The 22,270-nt window shown below is 67.0% G+C and carries 21 protein-coding genes; 13 read left to right on the plus strand and 8 right to left on the minus strand.

The genetic code is table 11. The features are described 5' to 3' along the window. Positions 1-45: 45 nt before the first annotated feature. From AC2FAN_RS15465 to AC2FAN_RS15495, 7 genes are all read left to right on the plus strand, one after another. Positions 46-1,023, plus strand: coding sequence for an ABC transporter permease (locus tag AC2FAN_RS15465; RefSeq protein ID WP_265050428.1), 978 nt, complete (start codon positions 46-48; stop codon positions 1,021-1,023). Beyond that, entirely contained in the window at positions 1,020-1,928 is a 909-nt protein-coding gene (locus AC2FAN_RS15470) for an ABC transporter permease (RefSeq protein ID WP_265050427.1), read from the plus strand. The genes AC2FAN_RS15465 and AC2FAN_RS15470 overlap by 4 nt, the downstream gene beginning before the upstream one ends. Next, positions 1,925-2,905, plus strand: a complete 981-nt coding sequence (locus AC2FAN_RS15475; protein ID WP_485175195.1) for an ABC transporter ATP-binding protein — start codon at positions 1,925-1,927, stop codon at positions 2,903-2,905. The genes AC2FAN_RS15470 and AC2FAN_RS15475 overlap by 4 nt, the downstream gene beginning before the upstream one ends. Next, entirely contained in the window at positions 2,902-3,909 is a 1,008-nt protein-coding gene (locus AC2FAN_RS15480; RefSeq protein ID WP_485175197.1) for an ABC transporter ATP-binding protein, read from the plus strand. Before AC2FAN_RS15475 ends, AC2FAN_RS15480 begins: the two co-directional genes overlap by 4 nt. Continuing rightward, positions 3,906-4,781, plus strand: a complete 876-nt coding sequence (locus tag AC2FAN_RS15485) for an alpha/beta hydrolase (protein WP_485175199.1) — start codon at positions 3,906-3,908, stop codon at positions 4,779-4,781. Before AC2FAN_RS15480 ends, AC2FAN_RS15485 begins: the two co-directional genes overlap by 4 nt. 327 nt (positions 4,782-5,108) lie before the next feature. Then, positions 5,109-5,753 (plus strand): outer membrane protein, encoded by a 645-nt coding sequence (locus tag AC2FAN_RS15490; RefSeq protein ID WP_485175201.1) that lies wholly within the window; start codon positions 5,109-5,111, stop codon positions 5,751-5,753. A gap of 142 nt (positions 5,754-5,895) precedes the next feature. Next, complete coding sequence (locus AC2FAN_RS15495; protein WP_265050422.1) at positions 5,896-6,579, plus strand: response regulator transcription factor; 684 nt, start codon at positions 5,896-5,898, stop codon at positions 6,577-6,579. A gap of 6 nt (positions 6,580-6,585) precedes the next feature. Here the strand turns inward: AC2FAN_RS15495 and AC2FAN_RS15500 are convergent, their stop codons facing one another. Further along, the gene (locus AC2FAN_RS15500) at positions 6,586-7,929 is read right to left on the minus strand and encodes a sensor histidine kinase (protein WP_265050421.1); all 1,344 of its coding nucleotides are present in this window, start codon (positions 7,927-7,929) and stop codon (positions 6,586-6,588) included. 159 nt (positions 7,930-8,088) lie between these two features. On the opposite strand from AC2FAN_RS15500, the gene AC2FAN_RS15505 reads away from it, so the two are divergent. Next, a complete protein-coding gene (locus AC2FAN_RS15505) occupies positions 8,089-8,769 on the plus strand; it encodes an EipA family protein (protein ID WP_265050420.1) in 681 nt (226 codons plus the stop codon). A gap of 21 nt (positions 8,770-8,790) precedes the next feature. On the opposite strand, the gene AC2FAN_RS15510 is transcribed toward AC2FAN_RS15505, so the two are convergent. From AC2FAN_RS15510 to AC2FAN_RS15525, 4 genes are all read right to left on the minus strand, one after another. Then, the gene (locus AC2FAN_RS15510) at positions 8,791-9,474 is read right to left on the minus strand and encodes a lysophospholipid acyltransferase family protein (protein ID WP_265050419.1); all 684 of its coding nucleotides are present in this window, start codon (positions 9,472-9,474) and stop codon (positions 8,791-8,793) included. A 124-nt stretch (positions 9,475-9,598) separates the two neighbouring features. Next, on the minus strand, positions 9,599-10,717 hold the full coding sequence (locus AC2FAN_RS15515) for an amino acid ABC transporter permease (RefSeq protein ID WP_265050418.1): 1,119 nt from the start codon (positions 10,715-10,717) through the stop codon (positions 9,599-9,601). 1 nt (position 10,718) lies between these two features. Then, positions 10,719-11,891 carry an amino acid ABC transporter permease gene (locus tag AC2FAN_RS15520; protein WP_265050417.1) on the minus strand — a complete coding sequence of 391 codons (1,173 nt, stop codon included), beginning with the start codon at positions 11,889-11,891 and terminating at the stop codon, positions 10,719-10,721. An 85-nt stretch (positions 11,892-11,976) separates the two neighbouring features. Continuing rightward, a complete protein-coding gene (locus AC2FAN_RS15525) occupies positions 11,977-12,999 on the minus strand; it encodes an amino acid ABC transporter substrate-binding protein (RefSeq protein ID WP_442865038.1) in 1,023 nt (340 codons plus the stop codon). A 197-nt stretch (positions 13,000-13,196) separates the two neighbouring features. Here AC2FAN_RS15525 and AC2FAN_RS15530 point away from each other — a divergent pair, with 197 nt between their 5' ends. From AC2FAN_RS15530 to AC2FAN_RS15550, 5 genes are all read left to right on the plus strand, one after another. Further along, positions 13,197-14,750, plus strand: coding sequence for a sensor histidine kinase (locus tag AC2FAN_RS15530; RefSeq protein WP_265050415.1), 1,554 nt, complete (start codon positions 13,197-13,199; stop codon positions 14,748-14,750). Beyond that, complete coding sequence (locus AC2FAN_RS15535; protein WP_265050414.1) at positions 14,747-15,352, plus strand: response regulator transcription factor; 606 nt, start codon at positions 14,747-14,749, stop codon at positions 15,350-15,352. The genes AC2FAN_RS15530 and AC2FAN_RS15535 overlap by 4 nt, the downstream gene beginning before the upstream one ends. A gap of 138 nt (positions 15,353-15,490) precedes the next feature. Further along, entirely contained in the window at positions 15,491-15,979 is a 489-nt protein-coding gene (locus AC2FAN_RS15540; RefSeq protein ID WP_265050413.1) for a GlcG/HbpS family heme-binding protein, read from the plus strand. 71 nt (positions 15,980-16,050) lie between these two features. Beyond that, a complete protein-coding gene (locus AC2FAN_RS15545) occupies positions 16,051-16,740 on the plus strand; it encodes an ankyrin repeat domain-containing protein (protein ID WP_485175206.1) in 690 nt (229 codons plus the stop codon). Positions 16,741-17,165: 425 nt separating this feature from the next. After that, a complete protein-coding gene (locus AC2FAN_RS15550) occupies positions 17,166-18,986 on the plus strand; it encodes an ABC transporter ATP-binding protein/permease (RefSeq protein WP_485175208.1) in 1,821 nt (606 codons plus the stop codon). Positions 18,987-19,067: 81 nt separating this feature from the next. Here AC2FAN_RS15550 and AC2FAN_RS15555 read toward each other — a convergent pair whose 3' ends face one another. The 3 genes from AC2FAN_RS15555 to AC2FAN_RS15565 form a co-directional block, all read right to left on the minus strand. After that, the gene (locus tag AC2FAN_RS15555) at positions 19,068-19,904 is read right to left on the minus strand and encodes an alpha/beta fold hydrolase (protein WP_485175210.1); all 837 of its coding nucleotides are present in this window, start codon (positions 19,902-19,904) and stop codon (positions 19,068-19,070) included. A gap of 297 nt (positions 19,905-20,201) precedes the next feature. Further along, the gene (locus AC2FAN_RS15560) at positions 20,202-21,224 is read right to left on the minus strand and encodes a G1 family glutamic endopeptidase (protein ID WP_485175212.1); all 1,023 of its coding nucleotides are present in this window, start codon (positions 21,222-21,224) and stop codon (positions 20,202-20,204) included. A 10-nt stretch (positions 21,225-21,234) separates the two neighbouring features. Further along, complete coding sequence (locus tag AC2FAN_RS15565; RefSeq protein WP_485175213.1) at positions 21,235-22,236, minus strand: phosphatase PAP2 family protein; 1,002 nt, start codon at positions 22,234-22,236, stop codon at positions 21,235-21,237. Positions 22,237-22,270 lie beyond the last annotated feature (34 nt).

The following is a 22,270-nucleotide window of genomic DNA, read 5'->3' on the forward strand; positions in this document are numbered from 1 at the left end:
TCGGGGCGGCCCATGCGGAATGCGTAGCGGAGCCGGCCCAGCCTCATGACCGCCTATGTCCTGCAGCGGCTGATCCAGAGCGTGCTCGTGCTGCTCGCGGTTTCGGTCGTGGTCTTCTTCGCCGTCTACGGCATCGGCGATCCCATCGAGCTCCTGGTCTCGCCATCGGTCAGCGCGGCCGAGCGCGAGGCGCTGATCCGGCGCCTCGGCCTCGACCTGCCGGTCTGGCAGCAATATTTCGTGTTCATGGGCAATGCCCTGAAGGGCGATCTCGGCCGCTCCTTCGTGCATGGCGTGCCGGCGATCGAGCTGATCCTCGCCCGGCTGCCGGCGACCTTCGAGCTCGTGCTTCTGGCGATGACGCTGGCGATCTTCACCGGCGTGCCGCTCGGGCTCTATGCCGGGCTCGATCCGGAGAGCCGGCCCTCGCGCATCATCATGGGCGGCACGGTGCTGGGCTATTCGCTGCCGAGCTTCTGGAAGGGCATGATGCTGATCCTGCTCTTCGCCGTGGTGCTCGGCTGGCTGCCGACGGCCGGGCGCGGCGAGACGGTCTCGGTGCTCGGCATCCGCACCAGCCTGCTGACGCTGGACGGCCTCAAGCATCTGGCATTGCCGGCGCTGAACCTCGCCATCCCCAACATGGCGCTGATGATCCGCCTTGTCGCGGCGGGCACGACCGAAACCATGACGCAGGACTACGTGAAATACGCCCGCGCCAAGGGCGTGCGGCCGCGTCGCATCGTCGGCCGGCACGTGCTGCGCAACATCCTGATCCCGGTCGTTACCGTGGTCGGCATCGAGTTCGGCAGCCTCGTCGCCTTCTCGACCATTACCGAGACGGTCTTCGCCTGGCCGGGCATGGGCAAGCTGCTGATCGACTCGGTCTACCAGCTCGACCGGCCGGTGGTCGTCGCCTATGTCCTGCTGGCGACGCTGCTCTTCGTCACCGTGAATTTCCTCGTCGACATCCTCTACGCCGCGCTCGATCCGCGGGTGAAGCTGACGGGAGAGATGGCATGAGCGCCGAGACGAAAGTGCCGGCCGTTCCGGCCTATGCCGACACGCCGCTGCGCCAGAAGGTGTTGCGCCGCATCCGCAGCCGGCCGACGACGCGCGGTGCTGCGATCCTGCTCGGCATCATGGTGCTGCTCGCGCTGCTGGCGCCGGTCATCGCGCCGCAGAACCCCCACGACCTCGCCTCGCTTAGCGTGATGGACAACCGCCTGCCGCCGGGCGAGGCCGGCATGACCGGCACGATCTATTGGCTCGGCACGGATTCGCAGGGGCGCGACATGCTGAGTGCGATCCTCTACGGCCTGCGCACCAGCCTGATGGTCGGCCTTTCAGCGACGCTCGGCGCGCTCTTCATCGGCATTTCGGCCGGGCTTCTGGCGGCGCAGTTCGGCGGTGCCGTCGACGCCATCATCATGCGCGTCGTCGATTTCATGCTCGGCTTCCCCTCGATCCTGATCGCGCTCGTGCTGCTCGCCTCGATCGGACGCGGCGTCGACAAGGTCATCCTCGCCATCGTGCTGGTGCAGTGGGCGCAATATGCCCGGCTGATGCGCGCCTCCGCCCTGGTCGAGCGGCGCAAGGAATATATCGAGGCGGCGCTGAATTTCGGCCTGCCGACCCGGCACATCATGATCGCGCATCTGCTGCCGAACTCGGTCGGCTCGGTGCTGGTCGTCGCCTCGATCAGCGTCGCCAGCGCGATCACGCTTGAGGCCACGCTCTCCTTCCTCGGCGTCGGCGTGCCGGTGACGCAGCCCTCGCTCGGCCTGCTCATCGCCAACGGCTTCGAGTTCCTGCTCTCGGGCGAATACTGGATCGCGGTCTTCCCCGGCATCGCGCTGGTGCTGCTGATCGTCTCGCTCAACCTCGTCGGCGACCGGCTGCGCCGCAGTTTCAACGTGCGCTCATGACCGAAGCCCTGCTCGAAGTCCGCGGTCTCAGGACCGTCTTCCATGCGCTCGATGGCGCCTGGCCCGCCGTCGACGGCGTCGATCTCAGCGTCGCACGGGGCGAGGTGCTCGGGCTGGTCGGCGAATCCGGTTCCGGCAAGTCGGTGACCGGCTTCTCGTTGGTGCGATTGATCGATCCGCCCGGCGAGATCGTCGCCGGGACTATCAGCTTCGACGGCGAGGATCTGCGCGGCGCGACCGAAGAGCGCCTGCGCGACCTGCGCGGCGACCGCATCGCCATGATCTTCCAGGATCCGCTGATGACGCTGAACCCGGTGCTCAGCATCGGCGAGCAGATGAGCGAGGCGATCCTGGAGCATCGCGACTGTGGCCGGGAGGAGGCGCTGGCCGAGGCTGCCAAAGCGCTGTCGCGCGTCGGAATCTCCTCGCCCGAGGCGCGGCTCAAGCAGTTCCCGCACGAATTCTCCGGCGGCATGCGCCAGCGCGTCGCCATCGCCACGGCGCTGCTCAACAAGCCCGACCTGATCATCGCCGACGAGCCGACGACGGCGCTCGACGTCACCATTCAGAGCCAGATCCTGTTCGAGGTGCAGAAGCTCGCCCGCGAGACCGGCACGGCCGTGCTCTGGATCACCCATGATCTCGCCGTCGTGGCCGAGCTCGCGGACCGGGTGGCGGTGATGTATGCCGGCCGCGTCGTCGAGATCGGCCCGGTCGACGAGGTGCTGGATGCGCCGCGCCACCCCTATACGCTCGGGCTGCTGAATTCCTCCGCCGCCAATGTCGCGCCGGGCGAGCGCCTGAACCAGATCGACGGCGTCGCGCCGCGTATCGATGGGCGTCCGAGCGGTTGTCCGTTCCGGCCGCGTTGCCCTCGTGTCCAGCCGATCTGTGCCGATGTGGACCCGGTAGCGACGGGGGAGGGCGAGCATCGGTTCCGCTGCCACAACCCGGTTCCGTTCGGAGAAGCGGCATGAGCGCTCCGGTCATCGAGCTCAAGGGCATCACCAAGCATTTCCGCCGCAGCCCGACTCTTGCCGAGCGCATCCTGATGGCGACCGGGCGGGGCAAGGCGCCGCCGGTGCTGCGCGCCGTCGACGGCATCGATCTCAGCGTCAAGCGCGGCGAGGTGCTTGGCCTCGTCGGCGAATCCGGTTGCGGCAAGTCGACGCTCGCGCGCGTCGTCACCGGCATCCTGAAGCCGAGCGCGGGCGAGGTCGTCTACGAGCAGCAGCCGGTGGCAGGTCTCAAGGGCAAGGAGCGGCTGGATTTCCTGCTCAAGGTCCAGATGATCTTCCAGGACCCTTATGCCTCGCTCGATCCGCGCATGAAGGTCAGCCGCATCGTCGGCGAGGCGCTGAGCGTCCACAAGCTTCTGCCCAAGGCCGAGATCGATGCGGCTGTGGACCAGGCGCTGAGCGAGGTCGGGCTCGATCTCGCCTATCGCGAGCGCTATCCGCACCAGTTCTCGGGCGGGCAGCGCCAGCGCATCGGTATTGCGCGCGCCCTTGCCGTGAAGCCGGATTTCCTGGTCTGCGACGAACCGGTCTCGGCGCTCGACGTCTCGATCCAGGCGCAGGTCATCAACCTGTTCATGGATGTGCGCGAGCGCCATGGCCTGACCTATCTGTTCGTCAGCCACGATCTCGGGCTCGTCAGACATATCAGCGACCGGGTTGCCATCATGTATCTCGGCCGCATCGTCGAGATCGGAGCGGCGAACGAGGTGTTCGCAAAGCCCGCGCACCCCTATAGCGCGGCACTGATCGCGGCGATTCCCTCGGCGTCACGGCGCAAGCGCGCCTTCCAGCCGCTCAAGGGCGAATTGCCGTCGCCGCTGGCGCCGCCGCCGGGCTGCCCTTTCCACCCGCGCTGCGAGCAGGCGATGCACGTCTGCCGCGAGGTCCGGCCTGTCCTGGCCGAAATCGCGCCCGGCCGCAGCGCCGCCTGCCACCTGCACACGGCTCCGGAGGCCGCATGACCACGACGACACTCAACCCGCCGGTCGGGCGCAGCACGCTGCCCTTCGTCGACAGCCGTCATCCTGACCGGCCGCTCGCCGTCAACTTCTACCGCCCGGCGCGCCACCAGCCGAACGATCCCGTCATCGTCGTGCAGCACGGCATGCTGCGCAACGGCGACGATTACCGCGATTTCTGGATCGATGCGGCCGAGAAGCACGGCCTGCTGATCGTGGCGCCGACCTTTCCCGACGAGCACTTCCCCAAGGCCGAGGGCTACAATAACGGCCTGATGGTGTCCGAGGACGGCGCGATCGCCCCGCGCGAGCAGTGGCTCTATTCGGTGCCGGAACGCGTGCTCGACGCGCTGCGCGCCGACGGTGTGATCGAAAGCCCGGTCATCCGCATCTTCGGGCATTCGGCCGGGGGCCAGTTCGTGCATCGCATGCTGGCGACGGAAGGCGGCGAACTCTTTGCCGCCGCGATGGCCTCCAATCCGGGTTGGTACACGCTGCCGGTGCTCGAGCGTCGCTTCCCGGAAGGGCTCGGCGGGCTCGATCTCGATCGTGATACGCTCACCCGCTGGCTCGCCTATCCGATGATCGTCTTCGCCGGGGACCGCGACATCGTCACCGACGATCCCAACCTGCCGGCGCAGGCCGAGGCACTGGCGCAGGGCCCGCATCGCTATGGCCGCGCCCATTTCATGCTCGACTTCGCCCGAGCCGAAGCGGCGCGCCTCGGTGTGCCCTGCAACTGGCAGCTGATCACGGTCGGCGGGATCGGCCATGACGGCGCTGCGATGTCGCGCGCGGCGGCGGCCTACTGGTTCGAAGGGGGCCGCATTCCTCCGGTGGAGGAACTCGGGAAGCAGGCCGAACCCGTGCTCTGACGCTCGACACACGGACGCAGATCGACCACGGCATCTTCGGTTATTGCGGCGCGCTGGTCGTCACGTCGGAACTGCTGCTTCCTCCGGACGGAACCTCGCCCGGAGTCCTGCTCGACAAGGCGCGGAACATCGGCCGGGGCACCTTCCCCGCTGCTGCTCCGTGGCGGCGGCCTGACACCGGCCCGATAAGGGATGCCTGCCTCTTCGGTAGGCAACACTGCCGTAATCTTCGCTCGCAATCTGCGCATGCCGACCCGCTCCGATCCACGGGGAAGGGATGCAGGCAGATGTGTCGGCGGCAATGACAGCCGCTGCAAGGAGTTGTTGATGTCTCGCACCCTCCCGATGACGGCCTTTGGCCTGCTGGCCCTGTTCGCGGTGCCCGCAGCGGCGGCGGATCGCCCCCTGCCGCGCGTGCAGGAGTGGCCGGCCTATACCGCGCCGCGCACCTATAACTGGAACGGCATCTATGCCGGTATCCACTCCGGCGCGGCGTTCGACCGCTTCGACGGCGCCGCCAAGAAGAGCCGCAACGAAGTGCTGCTCGGTGGCCAGCTCGGCTACAACATGCAGCTCGGCAACATGGTCTTCGGCATGGAAGGCGACATGTCGATGAACGGCCTCAGCAGCAGCTCCAAGCGGCGAGGCGCCGGCACCAGCGCCGACATGCGCTATGTGAGCACCCTGAAGGCGCGCGCCGGCGTCGCCTTCGACCGCGTGCTGGTCTACGGCACGGGCGGTCTGGCCTATGGCAACATGAAAGCCAGCGACGGCCTGCTCTCGAAGACGAAGAGCAAGCTGGGCTATGTGGTCGGAGCCGGCGCCGAATACGGCATCACCAACAATCTGACCGCCAAGCTCGAGTACAATTACGTCTCCCTGGGCAAGCAGAACTTCCAGTTCGGCGGCAACCGGACCCGGATCGGCGTCACCGAGCACCTCGTCAAGGCGGGTCTGAACTACCGCTTCTGATCTCGCGATCGTGGCCGGCTTTGCCGAGCCGGCCCTGACTTACGGCCTTTTGGCCGTTTCGAGGTAGGGATGGAGCGCGATGTCTGGACTACCGCCCCTTGTCCGGCATCACGTTCCATCCCTGCACTCCGACAGGACAGACATGCGCGCATTGATCGTCGAGGACGAGCCGGAGCTGATGGCTTTCCTGTCCCTGCTCCTCACGAATGCCGGGCTGATCGTGGACCGCACGACCACGATCGATGCCGCGCTGTCGGCGTTGCGGACGGCACCCTTCGACATCGCCATCGTCGACCGGCGGTTGCCGGACGGCGACGGCCTGTCGATCGTCAAGGCCCTCAGCGCGGAAGAGACGCGGCCGGCCTTCCTGATCCTGACGGCGCGCGACGCCAAGACGGATGTCATCGAAGGCCTCAATGGCGGCGCCGACGACTATCTGGTGAAGCCGTTCGAGCCGGGCGAATTGCTGGCTCGCCTGCGCGTCATCGCGCGCCGGCGCCAGCCGAAGCGCTCGCTGGTCATCGCGGCCGGCAATCTCTCGATCGATCTGGAGGGGCGAAACGCCTGCGTCGGGACGGAGCCGCTCGACCTGCGCCGGCGCGAGACGCTGATCCTGGAAGCGCTGGTGCAGCGCGTCGGCCGCGTCGTCACCCGCGACGTGCTGATCGAGGCGGTCTATGGCTTCGACGACCTGATCGAATCCAATACGCTGGAAGCACAGATCTCGCGATTGCGCCGCAAGCTCAGGGATGCCGGCGCCCAGGTCGAGATCACCTCGCTGCGCGGCATCGGCTACATGCTGAAGACCTGCGCGCCCGCTCCCTGACCGCCCTCACGCGCCGTTCGCGCCGTCAGCGGAAAAGATCAGGCGCACCGTGGTGCCGCCGGCTTCGTTGCCGAGAATGGCGATGGTTCCGCCATGGGCTGCCATGATGTCGCGCACGATGGTGAGGCCGAGGCCGGCGCCGATCGAATGCGGCGACATCCGGTTGAACGGCTCCATCGCCTGCGCGCGCTTGACGGCGGCGATGCCGATGCCGTCATCGGTGACCTCCAGAACGGCCCCGTCGAGGACCCGGACCAGGATGGTCGATTTGGCCTGCGAGTGACGCAGGGCGTTGTCGACGAGATTGGCCAGCGCGGCACGCACCGTCGCCTCGTTGGCGTCGATCATGACATGGTGTTCGCCCTCCTCCTCCAGTGCGACGTCGACGCCATGGCTGAGGATCAGCGGAGCGAGGTCCGCCAGCACGGCTCGGGCGAGCGCGTTGAGCTGCAGGGGCTCGAAGGGCAGATCGGTGGCGTGCAGGCGGGCGAGCTGGAGCATCGACGAGACGATGGTGGTCAGCCGGCTCAGATCCGTCGTCAGCGCAAGGCGCGCCGGCTCGTCGGCCAACGCGTCCACCCGGCTGCGCATCACGGTGAGCGGGGTGCGCAGCTCATGCGCGACATTGTTCATGAAGCGCTGCTGCACCTCCATGTTTCCGGCAATCTGGTCGAGCGCGGAGTTGAGCGCGGTGGTCAAGGGCATCAGCTCGACGGGAGTCTCCTCCGTCGGCAGCAACCCACGGGGCGCGCGGGGATCGATGCGCGCGGCGGCCTCGGCGGCGCTGCGCAGCCGCGCGCTGATATAGGAGACGGACATGGCGATCGCAGCGGCGATCATGATCCCGAACACCACCGAGATCGCCAGCGCGGAGCCGGCGATGGCGCGCAGGAAGTAGCCGAGGATCAGGTCCCAGCCGGGTTGCCCGCCGCCTGTCGCGACGATGATGCGGGTGCCGTCCTTCTCGATGACGTCGAAGGCCAGCGCGTTGTCGCCGCCCACCCGCATCTGCGCGGCGATGGTCGGGCCGTCCAGCCGGATGTCGATGGGCAGCCCCGGCCGCAACTCTAGCGCATACTCGACGACGGATCGTCCGTCGGAGACGAGATACCAGAGCTTGGGGCTGGCGCGTTCGATCTGCACCAGCCCCGTCGTCTTCTCGACATGCAGCCCGCTGCCTGCCGGCTGGCGAACGCTTTGCTGGATGACCCGCGAGGTGACATCGTTGCGCAGGACGCCGGGATCCTCGGTGATGAAGGTGAAGGCCAGAACGGCAGCGATGAAAGCCGCGAACAGGACGATGCCCAGCAGGCTCAGCCGGATGGTGAGGGCGCGCGAAAGCGAGGTCACCGCAACCCTCCGGGCCGCGTGGTCACGGATTCAGCGTTGCGGGTCGTCACGGAGCCTCTGTGCGGGTATGGCTTGTCTGACGGGGCTTGCCGCCCTGCTTCGCCCTGCATGGACCGTATCACCGTTGCCGTTCAACTCTTTCCTGGATCTGCCGGCCTGATGTCCGTGTTGCGTGCCCTGGCGAAATGGAGCGGTGCGGTCTTCGCGCTGACCGCGCTCCTGGCCTTTGCACCCGTCTTCCCATCCGCCTTTGCGCAAGGCGGGCCGGTCACGAAAGAGCAGATCAGGCCGGGCCAGCTGCCGACGGCCTCGCGGAACGAGATTCTGAGAATGGTCGAGGGCGTCTTCGACACGGCGTCGAAGACCGTGAGCCTGCCGATCGAGCGCTCGCTGGCGCTGTTCGGCGAGCCAAACGCCTATATCGTCGGTGGCGAGCTGAGCGGTTCCTTCGTCCTTGGCGGCCGGCATGGCAGCGGCGAGCTGCGCTTCCCGGAAGGGGCGCCCGAGCCGGTGATCTGGTCGGCCCTGTCGGTCGGCATCGGGCTCGGCGCCGATTACGGCCGGGTGATCATGCTGGTCTACGGGCTCGACCGGCGCGAGGACGTGTTCGGCGTCTATGCCAGCCTCGGCGGCAGCGCTCATTTCCTGGCTGGTGCCAATGCGACGATCCTCGCCTCTCCCCGTGCCAGGATCGTCCTCATCTCGTCGGGCCTCGGCCTGCGCTTCTCGGGCGATCTCAGCCGCATTCGCATCGAGCCGGCAGGCGAGCCGGAGGTGTTGCGCCCGCCAGGCAACATCTGCGGCAACCCGGCCGATTGTCCGCCATCTGGACGCCCCTGAGATGCCAGGAGAGAAGCACGTCTAGCGCCCCCGCTCGAGGGACCGGTAGGCGGTGGCATGGAGATCGTCGAGGCGCGCCGAGATGTCCATCGCGATCAGCCCGACCTCGCGATCGTCAGCGCCCTTGCGGACGTAGAGCGGCTCCGACCACAGGACGCAGCCGCGCCCGAAAGGCAGGGCGATGCTGGCCCGATCCCAGTTGTCTAGATCGAAGCGCGCGCTGGTGACGGCGGCGAAGAGATAGATCGGCCTGCCGGAGGCGCGGGCGAGCTGCACCGCCCCCTTGCCGGCGATGCGCGAGACCTTGGGAACATCGGCCGTCAGCATGACGCTGGTTCCATCGCGCAGAGCATCGCGCATCTCGAAGAAGGCGGGAACGGCGCGCTTGAGCTGGATCTTGGGGCGGCTCTGCGTCCCCGAGCCGCGGATGGTCCGGAAACCTGCCCGTTCGACGACCGAGGCGACGACCGCGCCGTCGAAATGCAGGGAGGCCAGGACGGCTACCTGCGAGGCCCCCTGCAGCGCGGCGAGGCTCAGCATCTGCTGGCCGTGCCAGGTCAGCGCGATGAAGGGCTCGCGGCTGCGCTCCCAGGGGCGGGCGCCGGGGATCTCCGGCTTGAACCGGGTGGTTCGCTGCACGAGGTCGATATAGGCATGCAGCGCGCGGCCGGCGAGCGCCGCGGACTGGCCTGAGCTGGGACGCATCATCCGATCTCCATGGTGAATCACCCGGAGTGGTCGGCTTCACGGCTTGCTGGAACATTGCGCGGCTGCAGGGCAGCAGGCCGCTTTCGTGCGAAATCAGGGCTGGAGCGCGGTATCGACCGCGTCAGCCGCTCCGGCCATGGCTGTGGTCCGTCTTGAGGCGCCGCTCGATGAAGCGGCTATAGGAGCCCATGCTGTAGCTGAACAGGGCATAGACGAGCGCGGCGAAGACATAGCCTTCCATCACGGCGATGCCCTGCCAGTTCGGGTCGCGCAGCGAGGCGCGCACCGTATCCAGGAAGTCGAGCAGGCCGATGATGGTGACCAGCGTCGTGTCCTGGAAGAAGCCGATGAAGATGTTGACCAGCGGCGGGATGACGATCTTCAGCGCCTGCGGCAGCACGATCTTGCGCATCGACAGCCAGTAGCCGAGGCCGAGCGAGGCGGCGGCCTCGTGCTGGCCCTTCGGCACCGCCTGCAGCCCGCCGCGGACCGTCTCGGCGATATAGGCGCCGGCGAAGATGATGATCGCGACCTGCGCCCGCAGCAATTTGTCGATGGTCACGCCGTCCGGCATGAACAGCGGCAGCATCACCGAGGCCATGAACAGGATCGAGACCAGCGGCACGCCGCGCACCATCTCGATGAAGATGACGGCGATGACCTGGATCGCCGGCAGCTTCGAGCTGCGCGCCAGCGCCAGCAGGACGCCGAGCACGAAGCCGAAGGCGAGGCCGACCGAGGAGAGCATGAAGGAGAGCGGCAGGCCGCCCCAGCTTGTGGTGGTGACGATCGGCAGGCCGAAGACGCCGCCATACATCAGGACGCCGCAGCCGAGCACGACCGCGAGCCAGAGCCAGAGCAGGTTTCTCGACCAGAAGCGCGGGATCATCGACACGATCATCACGGCGAGGAACAGGACCAGCGCCAGGGCCGGCCGCCAATGCTCCTCATAGGGATAGAAGCCGAAGATCATGAAGCGCAGCTTGGCTGCCAGGAAGGGCCAGCATGCGCCGTTGCCGGCCTTGCAGGCCTGCGGCCCTCCTTCCAAGACCGCGCGGGTGACGAGCCAGTCCCAGACGCCGGTGACCAGCCGATAGATCAGCCACAGGCAGGCGAAGGTGATGACGGCGTTGAGCGGCGAGCCGACATAGGGCTTCAGCCCCGAGAGCCACCGGCGCCCCTGCGAAGGACGGTCCGGCCGCTCGATGCCGAGCATCGCCGTGTTGGTCAGATCGGCCATCTCAGCGCTCCACCAACGCGACGCGGGCGTTGTACCAGTTCATGAAGAGCGAGATCGTGATCGACATGCCGAGATAGACCAGCATGAAGATGGCGATGCCCTCGATGGCCTGCCCGGTCTGGTTCATGGTGGTGTTCGAGACCATCACCAGATCGGGGTAGCCGATCGCGATGGCGAGCGATGAGTTCTTGAAGGTCGAGAGATAGGAGCTAGTCAGCGGCGGCACGATCACGCGCAACGCCTGCGGCAGCACGACGAGGCGCATCGTCTGGCGATCGTGCAATCCGACGGCGCGCGCGGCTTCCCATTGTCCGCGCCCGACCGAGAGGATGCCGGCCCGGACGATCTCGGCGACGCCGGCCGAGGCGGACAGTCCTAGCCCGACCAGAAGCGCCGTGAATTCCGGCGTGACCTGCACGCCGCCGGTGATGCGGAAGCGGCCCCTCTCCGGCCAGTTCACCACGAGATCGGGTTGCAGCAGCAGGATGGCGAGGAGCGGCGGCCCGAGCAGCGCGAGCATGACGAAGGGCCAGGCCGGGCGGGCTTGACCGGAGGCGACCCGCCGTCGCCGCAAGGCGGAGGCGACGACGAAGGCCAGCACGATGCCGAGGACCGCCGATGCCAGCACGCCGCTATGCGCGGACGACCATTGCAGAGAGGGAACGATCAGGCCGCCATTGCTGAGAAAGACGTCGGGCAGGATCTGCCAGGCTTCCCGCACCGGCGGGAAGACCGCGACGATGAGCGCGTACCAGAGGAAGAGATAGAGCAGCAGCGGAACGTTGCGAAGGGCCTCGACATAGATCAGGGCGAGGAAGGACAGCAGCGGATTGCGCGACAATCGCGCGATGCCGACGATCAGGCCGAGCACGCTCGACAGCATCACGGCGAAGATCGAGACCCAGACGGTGTTGAGCAGCCCGACGAGCAGGGCGCGGGCATAGGTGTCGCTGGATTCGTAGCGGATGAAGGATTGGCTGATGACGAAGCCGGCCGGCCGCGACAGATAGTCGAAGCCGGTCGCGATGTTCTGGTCCGCGAGCTTCCGCGAGACGGTGCCGAACAGATAGAAGCCGACGCCGACGACGAGGGCGACCGCCACGACCTGATAGAGGATGGCGCGCACGCGCACATCGTAGAGCAGCCGCACCGGGCTGGAGGTTGATGAGGCCATCGGGCTGTTCCGTGCTGGAGACGCACCGGCCGCATGGCGCGGCCGGTGGTTTCAGGTCAATCGAGGGAACGCACGTCGGCCGGGATCACCGGAAGGGCGGCGAGTAGATCAGACCGCCCTTGTTCCAGAGCTGGTTCGGGCCGCGGCTGAGACCAAGCGCGGTCTTCTCGCCCAGGCTGCGCTCGAAGATCTCGCCGTAATTGCCGTTCTGCTTGATCGCGTTGTAGGCCCATTTGACGTCAAGGTTGAGCATCTTGCCGAGATCGCCGGTGACGCCGAGCAGGCGCTGGACCTCGGGGTCCTTGCTCTTCAGCTGCTCGTCGATATTGCCCTTGTTGACGCCGTACTCCTCGGCCGCGATCAGGGCGTTGACGGTCCAGGAGACGATGTCGCGCCAGTTGCTGTCGTTCTGGCGGACGACGGGGGCGAGCGGCTCCTTCGAGATCGTCTCCGGCAGGATGACGAACTGCTTGGGGTCATTGGCCACGGCCCGCACCGAGGCGAGGTCGGAGCGGTCCGAGGTGATGACGTCGCAGCGGCCGGAGAAGAAGGCGTTGCGCCACTCGTTGTTGTCCTCGAAGACGACCGCCTCGTATTTGATGTTCCGCGGCTTGAAGTAGTCCTCGAGGTTCTGCAGCGTCGTCGTGCCCGGCAGCAGGCAGATCGCCGCCTGAGACAGCTCTCCGGCGCTCTTCACGCCGAGCTTGGTCGAAACCATCAGGCCCTGGCCGTCGTAGAAGACGATCGGCGCGAAATCGAGCCCGAGCGAGGTGTCGCGCGAGAAGGTCATCGTCGTCTGGCGCGACAGCAGGTCGACTTCGCCGGATTGCAGGCCCTGGAAGCGGATATTGGTGTTGAGCGGAACGAACTCGACCTTGTCCGGCGCGCCGAAGACGGCGGAGGAGACGGCGCGGCAGACGTCGCTATCGAAGCCCTGACGGACGCCCTTGTCGTCGGCGTAGGAGAAGCCCGCCGAAGTCGGGGAAACGCCGCAGAGAACCTTGCCGCGCTTCTTGACGGCATCGAGCGTCGCCTGCGCCGAGGCCGGAGCGGCAAACACTGAAAAAGCGGCCGCGGCGAGACCGAGCGCGGCCAGCTTGCAGAACATCTTTGGCATAGGCTTTCCCCTTGTGCACGCCTGTCGTCGGCGCGTCATAAGCGAGCCTATTGAGGCGGGATTGCCGCGGCAAGGGCCTTTCCGCGCTCTCGACGCCAGCCGCCGCTCGCCACCGAGATGACGGGCGCGTGATGCAGTGACGCCGCCGACCGGGCGCGATAGGCTGGGCTCGAACCGGATCGCACCCCTTGAAGCCCCGACTTGTCCCATTCCTGATGCTGTGGGTTCCCCTCGCGCTCGCCGGCCTGGGGGTGGGAGCCGGCGTCGAGATCATGCGGGCGCGCGAGGCCGTCCAGCGGGAAGGGACGACGCTGCACCGCGTCATCTCGCAGCGAGTCGAACAGCATGACGCGCATTTGACGAGCCTCGCGGCGGTGCTGGCGAGCTCGACGGCGGAGTCCGGCACCTTCCGGGCCGTCATCGAGGCGATGCAGCGCTTCTATCCCCGCATCGTGGCGGTCGAATTGATCGGGCCGGGAATCTCTCCGGATGTCTCGACCGGTCGAGCGCCGGGAAGTCTCGGGGATTTCGACCTGTCTGCGCTGTCTGCACGAATCGGCGAACTGGTGCCGGGTCAGGCGGCGACGCTCGCCAGTGCCGCGGGCACGCCGTTCTACGCCTTGGTCAAGCGCGTTCCGGACAGCGGATCAGGGCCGCGCGCGCTGGTGCTCGTTATCGACGCCCGGCTCCTGACCGAGCCGGAGGGCGGATTGCCCGGTGACGCCTTCCTCACCTTGCGCGATGCGTCCGGCACGGCGATCGTCGAGCAGGGACTGCTGGTGCCGCAAAAGATTCCGATCCCGAAATTCGCCTTCGAGAAGGCCCTCAGCAGCCGGTCCCAGCCGCTGGTCCTGACATGGGCGCGGCAACCGAAGATCGCCGAGATCCTGCCGCCGGGCTTGCTGATCGGCTGGCCGCTGGCGTCCTGGCTGGCCGTGTTCCTGTTGCTCGCGATGCTGCGTGAACGGCGTGCCGGCCAGCGGGCGCGCGAAGCGATGCGCCTGCATCAGCAGGAGGCGCGACTGGCCCATGCCATGCGGGTGAATACCGTCGGCGAGATGGCGTCCGGCATCGCCCATGAGATCACTCAGCCGCTGACCGCCATCCTGAGCCAGAGCCAGGCGGGCTTGCGCCTGGCGCGTTCGGGACTGGCGACATCCGAGGAGTTGACCGGCGTTCTCGATGCGAATGTGCGGCACGCCCGGCGTGCCGGCGACATCCTCGAGCGCCTGCGGGCCTATGTCACGCGCCGCGACCCGCAGCCCCAGCCGAACGATCTCAACCGGATCGTGCGCAATGTCGTCGAGCTGACGCAGCGTGATCTGCAGGAACGCGGGATCACGCTCACGCTTGAGCTGAGTGCCTCGGTGCCTTTGGCGCGGGTCGACCGCGTCTCGATCGAGCAGGTGGTGCACAACCTCGTCCGCAACGCCGCCGAGGCCATCGAGAACAGCCCTGGCGCGAAGCGGGAAGTCGTCCTTGCGACGCGTGTTTCCGGCGGCGAGGTCGAGATCTCCGTCAGCGATAGCGGCCCGGGTATCGCCGAGGCCGATTTGGCGCGGCTGTTCGAGCCGTTCTTCACGACCAAGAGCAGCGGCATGGGGCTGGGGCTGCCGCTCTGCGAGCGCCTGGTCGAGGCGGCGGGCGGACGCATCGCCGCGCGGAGCGATCCCGGCCGTGGCGCCGTCTTCACGGTGCGTTTCCCGGCTCTTGCCGCCGGGCAGGGGATCGCGGCCGAATGAAGCCCGCTGCCCGCACGGTCTACCTGATCGATGACGATGTCGATGTCCGGGATGCTCTCGCGCTCCTGCTGCGCACGATGGGTTTTGCGGCGAAGCCCTTCGCCAGTGTCCAGGCCTTCCTGGAGCGGCCGAACCCGCGTCATGACGGTTGCCTCGTCGCGGATATCCGCATGCCCGGAACATCCGGCCTGCAACTGCTCGAGCGCATGGCTGCCGAGGCGGGACAGATGCCGACCATCATCATCACCGGCCACGGCGATGTCGCCGCCTGCCGGCGGGCCTTCAAGGCCGGCGCAGTCGATTTCCTGACCAAGCCGATCGACGAACAGGTCCTGCTCGAGGCGATCGAGGCCGGCTTCGCGCTGCTGGACGAACGCGGCCGCACGCAGGCTGCGCGTGCCGGGCGCGATGCGCGCCTCGCGAAGCTGACCCAGCGCGAACGCGAGATCCTCGACCTCGTCGCCGAGGGGCTTTCGACCAAGGAGATCGCCCGCGCGCTGGAACTCTCGCCGCGCACGGTCGAGACCCACCGCGCCAACATCGCCGAGAAGCTGGGAGCCGGTTCCGTGGCGGAGATGGTTCGCTTCGCGCTCGACGGGTAGGGACGCTCGTCCAGGCCCTTTCTGCGTAGGACTACGGAGCCCCCTCCGGCACCGCACCGATCCTTTTTCGCCACGCCGCCCGGTAGCTTGGCCCCTGTCGAGCTCAGAGCTCGCCCCATGCCCCGCACCGGAGAGACCATGTCCAGGATCCTTTTTGCCGCCGCTGCGGCGCTCGCGCTTGTCCCCGCCATTGCCGGCGCCCAGGTCCTGCAGGAGCGCAACATTCCGCTCGGCATCGCGCAGGAGATCGCACAGGCGACGGTCGAGGCCTGCGCTACCAAGAACTTCAACGTCACCGCCACGGTCGTCGACCGCGCCGGCGTGGTCCGCGCCGTGTTGCGCGCTGACCGTGCCGGCCCGCATACGGTCGCGGCGAGCCGTGACAAGGCCTTCACCGCGGCCTCGGCCCGCAACGTCACCAGCGCCATCGCCGACGGCGCCGAGAAAAACCCGGCCGCACGCCATCTCGCCTCGATCGAGGGCTTCCTGCTGCTTGCCGGCGGCGTACCGGTCAAGGTCGGCGACGAGGTGGTCGGTGCGGTCGGCGTCGGCGGCGCGCCGGGCGGTCATCTCGACGAGGAATGCGCCAATGCCGGCATCGAGAAGGTGAAGGCCAAGCTTCGCTGAGCCGGGCTGGTTCGTAACAGTGCAGGTGGCCGCCATCGCGGCCGCCTGCGTCGCCGTTCGAGGAGCATGAGATGACGCGAGGATTGCTGGCCGCCCTGATCTTCGCAGCCGCTATCTGTGTGGCTCCGGCCATGGCGCAGACGCCGCCCAGCGCTACCGAGCTCGCCGCCTATCGCGGCCTGCATGCGGCAGCTGCGGCTGGCGATGTCGCGACCATCCGCCGGCTGGCCGTGGCGGGCGACAATCTCGATGCGCGCGACGGCAATGGCCGAACGCCGCTTCATGTCGCGGCCTTTCAGGGGCATGGGGAGGCGGCTCGTCTCCTGATCGCCATCGGCGCAAAGCCCGGACTCCTCGACGATCAGCGCTATGATGCGGTGACGATCGCCGCGGTGCGCGACGACGTGCCCGTGGTGAAGGCGCTGCTGGCAACCGGCGCTTCGGCCAAGCTGATCACCAGCCGCTATGACGGCACGGCTCTGATCGCGGCCGCCCATCTCGGCCATGATGGTGTCGTCAGGGAACTGATCGAGGCCGGGGCGCCGCTCGACCATGTCAACAATCTCGGCTGGACCGCTCTCATGGAAGCCGTAGTGCTCGGCGATGGCGGGCCACGCCATGTCGAGACGGCCCGCGCTCTGCTGGCGGCCGGTGCCGACCGCACAATCGCGGACCGCCAGGGCATCACGCCGCTGCAGCATGCCAGGGCTCGTGGGTATGTGGCGATGGCCGAGCTGCTGGAAACGGCTCCGCGGCGCTGAGACTCTATAGCCGGTCCTTTCCTGCCGCTCGCCCTGACTGAAAACCTCGCTGTCACGGCATGGAACTCCGCTACCGGCTTCCCCGTTTAAGCCTGTAACGGAAGAGGTTGCCAATGCCTGCAAGAGCGATGGAATTGCGCCGTTCGGATGCTCTCACAGCGCCCGCCTGGCATGAGCGATGCCAGGATTCGAACGGAAACAGATATGTCGTCGCCGCCTGGCCGGGTGCGAGGGGCGCTACGCGTTACGAGCTTCTCGACGGTACCGGCGTCAGGAAGATCGATCGTGAGACATTCGAGCTTCCCGGCGGCGTGCGGCTCCGCCGCGACGAAGACGCTCCGTTTTCGCATTGGGCTTGAGACAGCAGTTCGCTCGCCTTGCCGATAGAAACCTTCGTTAAGACAACCCGAGCCGCGGGAGAGCTGATGGCCGATGCTCCGCTTGCCTCGCAGCGCTCGCGCATGCGTCAATTCTTCCGGGTCGCCCTGCGCTTCTGGAGCGATCCGGAGACGCGGTGGCGCGCCTGGGGGATAACCGCGGCGGTGCTGGCCTTCGTCGCCGCGCAAATTACGACTGCAGTCGGCATCAACAGCTGGAACCGCCTGTTCTTCGATGCCCTCGAAAAGCGCGACGTGGCCGGCGTGTGGTCCGCGACGGGCTGGCTGCCGCTTCTCGTCGTGGCCTCGGCCTTGTCGGTATCGGGCCTCGTCGTCAGCCGCATGCTGCTCCAGACGCGCTGGCGCGAGAACCTGACAGGGCGCGTCTCGGGCTGGTGGATCGCCGACCAGCGCTATTACCGCCTGGGTTTTCTCACCAAGAAGCTCACCGCGCCCGAATACCGGATCGCGGAGGATGTGCGCCTTTCGATCGAGCCGTTGGTCGAAATGGCGATCGGCCTGATCAGCGCCTTCATCACGGCGGCGACCTTCGCGGCCATCCTCTGGCAGGTCGCGGGCTCGGCAGAACTAACGCTCGGAGGGGTCACGGTGGTGATCCCGAGCTACATGGCGGTTGCCGCCGTCCTCTATGCGTTCGTGGCATCGGTGGCGGCCTATTTCACCGGCCGGCCGCTCGTCGGCCTCGTGTCGCACAAGAACGAGATGGAGGCCCAGTTCCGGGCTGAGATGACCCGGCTGCGCGAGAACGCCGAGAGCATCGCCCTCATTCGCGGCGACGCTGACGAATTGAGCGCCGTGGGCGAGAATTACGGGCGCGTCGTCGCGGCCTGGCTCAGGATCATCCGCCAGCAAGGCATCATCGCACTGGTGCTCAACACCAATGGCGCCCTGTTCCCGATCGTGCCGCTCCTGCTCATCGCGCCCAAGTTCCTGGCCGGCGCCGTGACGCTGGGCGCGGTCGTGCAGGTCGTGGCCGCCTTCAGCGCGGTCCAGGCCGCGCTGATCTGGTTCGTCGACAACTTCGTCAGGCTGGCCGAATGGTTCGCGTCGGTCACCCGTGTCGACGAACTGGTCGAGGAGCTGCAGGGCCTCGACGTCGGCACGATCATGGAGGGCGACACCCGGATCGAGCTTGGAAACAGCGACGACGACGCGATCCACATCGAGAACCTGTCGCTCGCCCACAGCAATGGCCGCATCGTCGTCGCGGATGCGACGGTCGCCATCGAACGGGGCGCGAAAGTCCTGATCGCCGGGGAGAGCGGCTCGGGCAAGAGCACGCTCATCCGCGCGCTGGCCGGGCTATGGCCCTGGGGTTCCGGGTCGATCCGCGTCCCCGAAGGACAGTCGATCGCCTTCGTCCCGCAGAAGCCCTATCTGCCGCGCGGCACGCTGCGCTCGATCCTGCTCTATCCGGCTTCCGACCAGGCGGTCGACGAGGAGACGATCACGGGCGCGCTGCAGCGTTGTGGCCTCGGCTATCTCTTCAAGCGGCTCGATGAGGACGATGATTGGGATCGTATCCTCTCCGGGGGCGAGCGCCAGCGCATCGCCTTTGCGCGCCTGCTGATCCAGAAGCCCGATATCATCGTCATGGACGAGGCGACCTCCGCGCTCGACGAGGAGAGCCAAGAATCGCTGCTGGGCTTGTTCGACAGTGAACTTTCTCAGGCCACGCTGATCAGCGTCGGCCATCGCCCGGGGCTCGAGGACTACCACGACCAGAAGATCACGCTGGAGCGCCGCCCCGCGGGCGCACACATGACAACCAGGCGCCTCGGCAGGTCGCTGTGGCGGCTCTTCAGGAGCCGCAGAGCAGCGAATGAGGACGCCAAGGCCGATACGTGATGAGGCCGCCGTTCACCCGGCTCGCATGATCTCCCTCGCAGTGGCAGCGGCCGGCTTTGGAACCGGCCGCTCAGGCTGAGGTCAGCCCTTCACGAATGCGAGCAGGTCGGCGTTGAGCACCTCGGCATTGGTGGTGAGCATGCCGTGCGGGTAGCCCGGATAGACCTTGAGCGTGCCGTTCTTCAGAAGCTTGATCGATTCATGCGCGGAGGCGCCGATCGGCACGATCTGGTCGTCGTCGCCATGGGCCACCAGCGTCGGCACGCTGATCGCCTTCAGGTCCTCGCTCTGGTCGGTTTCCGAGAAGGCCTTGATGCCGTCGTAATGGGCCTTGGCGCTGCCCGCCATGCCCTGCCGCCACCAGTTCCAGATCACGCCCTGGTCGATTTTCGCGCCCGGCCGGTTGTAGCCGTAGAAGGGGCCGGTCGGAACATCGAGGAAGAACTGCGCGCGGTTGTCGGCGAGCGCCTTGCGGAAGCTGTCGAAGACTTCGATCGGCAGGCCGCCGGGGTTCTTCTCGGTCTTGACCATCAATGGCGGCACGGCGCTGACCAGCACCACCTTGGCGACGCGGCCCTGAGGCTCGCCGAATTTCGCGACATAGCGGGCGACCTGGCCGCCGCCGGTCGAATGGCCGATATGGACGGCGTTCTTCAGGTCGAGATGCTCGACGACGGCCGAGGCATCGGCGGCATAGTGATCCATGTCATGGCCGTCCCAGACCTGCGACGAGCGGCCATGGCCGCGCCGGTCGCTGGCGACGACGCGATAGCCCTTCGACAGGAAGAAGAGGAGCTGCCCGTCCCAGTCATCCGAAGACAGCGGCCAGCCATGGTGGAACATGATCGGCTGGGCGTCCTTCGGACCCCAATCCTTGTAGAAGATCTCGACCCCGTCCTTGGTGGTGACGAATGACATATCGATGTCCCTTCTGTGCGCCAAACATGGTCCTTGCAGGCCATATTGTCTGATTGGCCCGCGCTTTGTCTCTTATCGTTCCGGCTTGGCGGATATGCGTCAACGCTGGCCGCGCCATGCCTCCGGCAGGTCCCGGCATGACGCGTTAAAACCCGTGTGAAAGATGTGGTCATCAGCGCCGCAACCGGCCGCTTTCGTCAAGAGCGACGAAAGTGCGGTCCATGTTCCGGCCTGGGTTTTCGGTTCGTCGCTGTTGAAGCATTAGATTGCGGTCGGCCGCTTCCGGGCATCTCCCGGTCAGGGCGCAACATAGGTCAGTTCCAGCCGCTGCGGCGGTCCCAGCTCGCGGCGGGCGGTCGAGATCGTTCGGACACTCGTCGGAGCGCGGGCGATCTCGTACATGCGGATCAGCCGCGCGCCTTCGAGATCGTGCTCCCGCAGGTCTGGGAGACCTGGCAGGGCGGACTCGGCCACGCAGGCAGTGAACGCGAAGGGCGTGTAGGCGGGAAGCTCATAGGGTTCCCACCCGTCGGATCCCATCGGGCTCGGGCGCTCCATGACCCATTCGGCGGTCGCGCCGCTGATGCGCAGGCCAGCGGGCGCGAGCGCATCGAAGGCCTGCAGGATGATGCCCTTGCTGACGTTCTTCAGATTGCAGCGCACGGTCGTTTCGTTGAGCACGGTGATGATGGCGCTGATCTCGTCATAGGCATCGACCGGAAGCGCGAGATCCTGAATGGGCAGATCACGACCCCGCGCCCACCACTGGAACCAGCTCGAATATTCGGATCGTGGAGTCGGCTGCGTAAGGCGCCTCTGTTTTGTGCCGATCTGGGGGAGCGAGGAATCGAGATAGCGCTTCTGCCCGTCCAGCCCGATCCAGGTGGAGCTCTGATATTCCGAGGCATTTCCGCTTGTGGGTGCCGAGACTTCTGGCACCGTCCAGTTCGCCATCACGGACGCAAAGCTGCGGCCATCGCGCGGGGTGACGTATCCGCCCGACCAGTTCATGCTCTTCTGGGATGGCCAGGAGACCGGCGCGGCAATCGCGATGATCCCTGACGGCGGGGGCCCCGCCGTGGGCTCGACCGCGAGAAGGAAGCTCAAGGGAGGGGTGCCCGGACGGCGGCGCAGGAAAGCCCGGCGAAACGCTGCCGCCGTCCGATTGCCGCTGAATGCCATCTGTGTGGGCAGACCGAAGCGACGCAATTCCTCGTCGCTCGCAGCCGCGGGATCGAAATGGTCCGGCGGCAGCGGATACGGCGCGATCGCGCCGTTCGGATGCAGGGATACGGTCCTGTCACGCGGGCGGATGACCATCACCGCCTCCTCAACCCGCTTTCCATTCGGCGGCGGCTTTCGTGACGGCCTCGCCGAAGGACCGGAGCGTATAATGGCTCACGCTTTGCCCGGTGCCGGTGTGCTTCGAGAGCTTCGCGAAAGCTGCGGATGCCAGTGCCGCGCCGGCCGCGGAATCGCTGGGGTAATGCAGCCCGGCGATCTCGCGGTTGCGCGCGACGCGCCGCGCCAGCGCCTTGAGCGTCTCGGTCAGGGCGGTCCGGTCGGCCTGCGGCAGCGCCGGCGTCACGATCGTCAGCACATGTTCCATGCAGGCGGCCATGAGAAGCGCCTGGGTGGCATGGCCACTTGGGTAAGCCGAGTGTCCGGGCACGGGGATCGGCGGCATCAGCGCCGGGCATTCCCAGGAAGGGCGTGGCCGCTGAAAGACCTGCTTGTAGTAGAGGGCGCCGAAGGAAGCGACCAGGCTGGCGATATGCAGAACCCGGAATGTCTGCGGATGCGAAGCCGGTGTCATTGCCAGCGCCGCCATGAAGGTGCTGATGAACTCGCCATCCTGCCCGAGAATCTCGCCCAAGGCGGATGCCCTTTCGTCACGCGCGGCGGCGAGCAGGTTCTTGATCTCCAGCGCCTGCTTGGTCTCGGTCCCGACCAGGGTGTTCAGGTCGATCAGGATGTCGGCGAGGGTATTGTTCAGCTGGGTGGTGTTCCAGTTCGTTGCCGTGAAATCCGTCAGCACGCGGAAGGCAAGCCAGCGGGCAGCCCAGTTGCGATCCGCGAAGGTCACAGGGTCTCCGCCGCCGGCGGCATTGGTGAAGAGAATTTTCTTTACCGGTCCCGGTGTCGGATCCAGCCGGATATGAACCGACTTGTGAAGGTCGCGGATTCGGCCGCCGGTCGCCGTCGATTCCATCGAGAACGGAAAATCGGCCCTGTCGGGCACGAACCAGCTCCCGTCGTCGCCGCTGATGCCGGCGTTTCCCGTGTTTCCCGTGTTTCCGGTATTGCCGGTGTTGCCAGTATTGCCGGTCATCGCGTGAACCCCGCACGGTTGCTGTTGCGGCAAA

This window comes from Allobosea sp. RIT-PG3_2 (assembly GCF_057321085.1).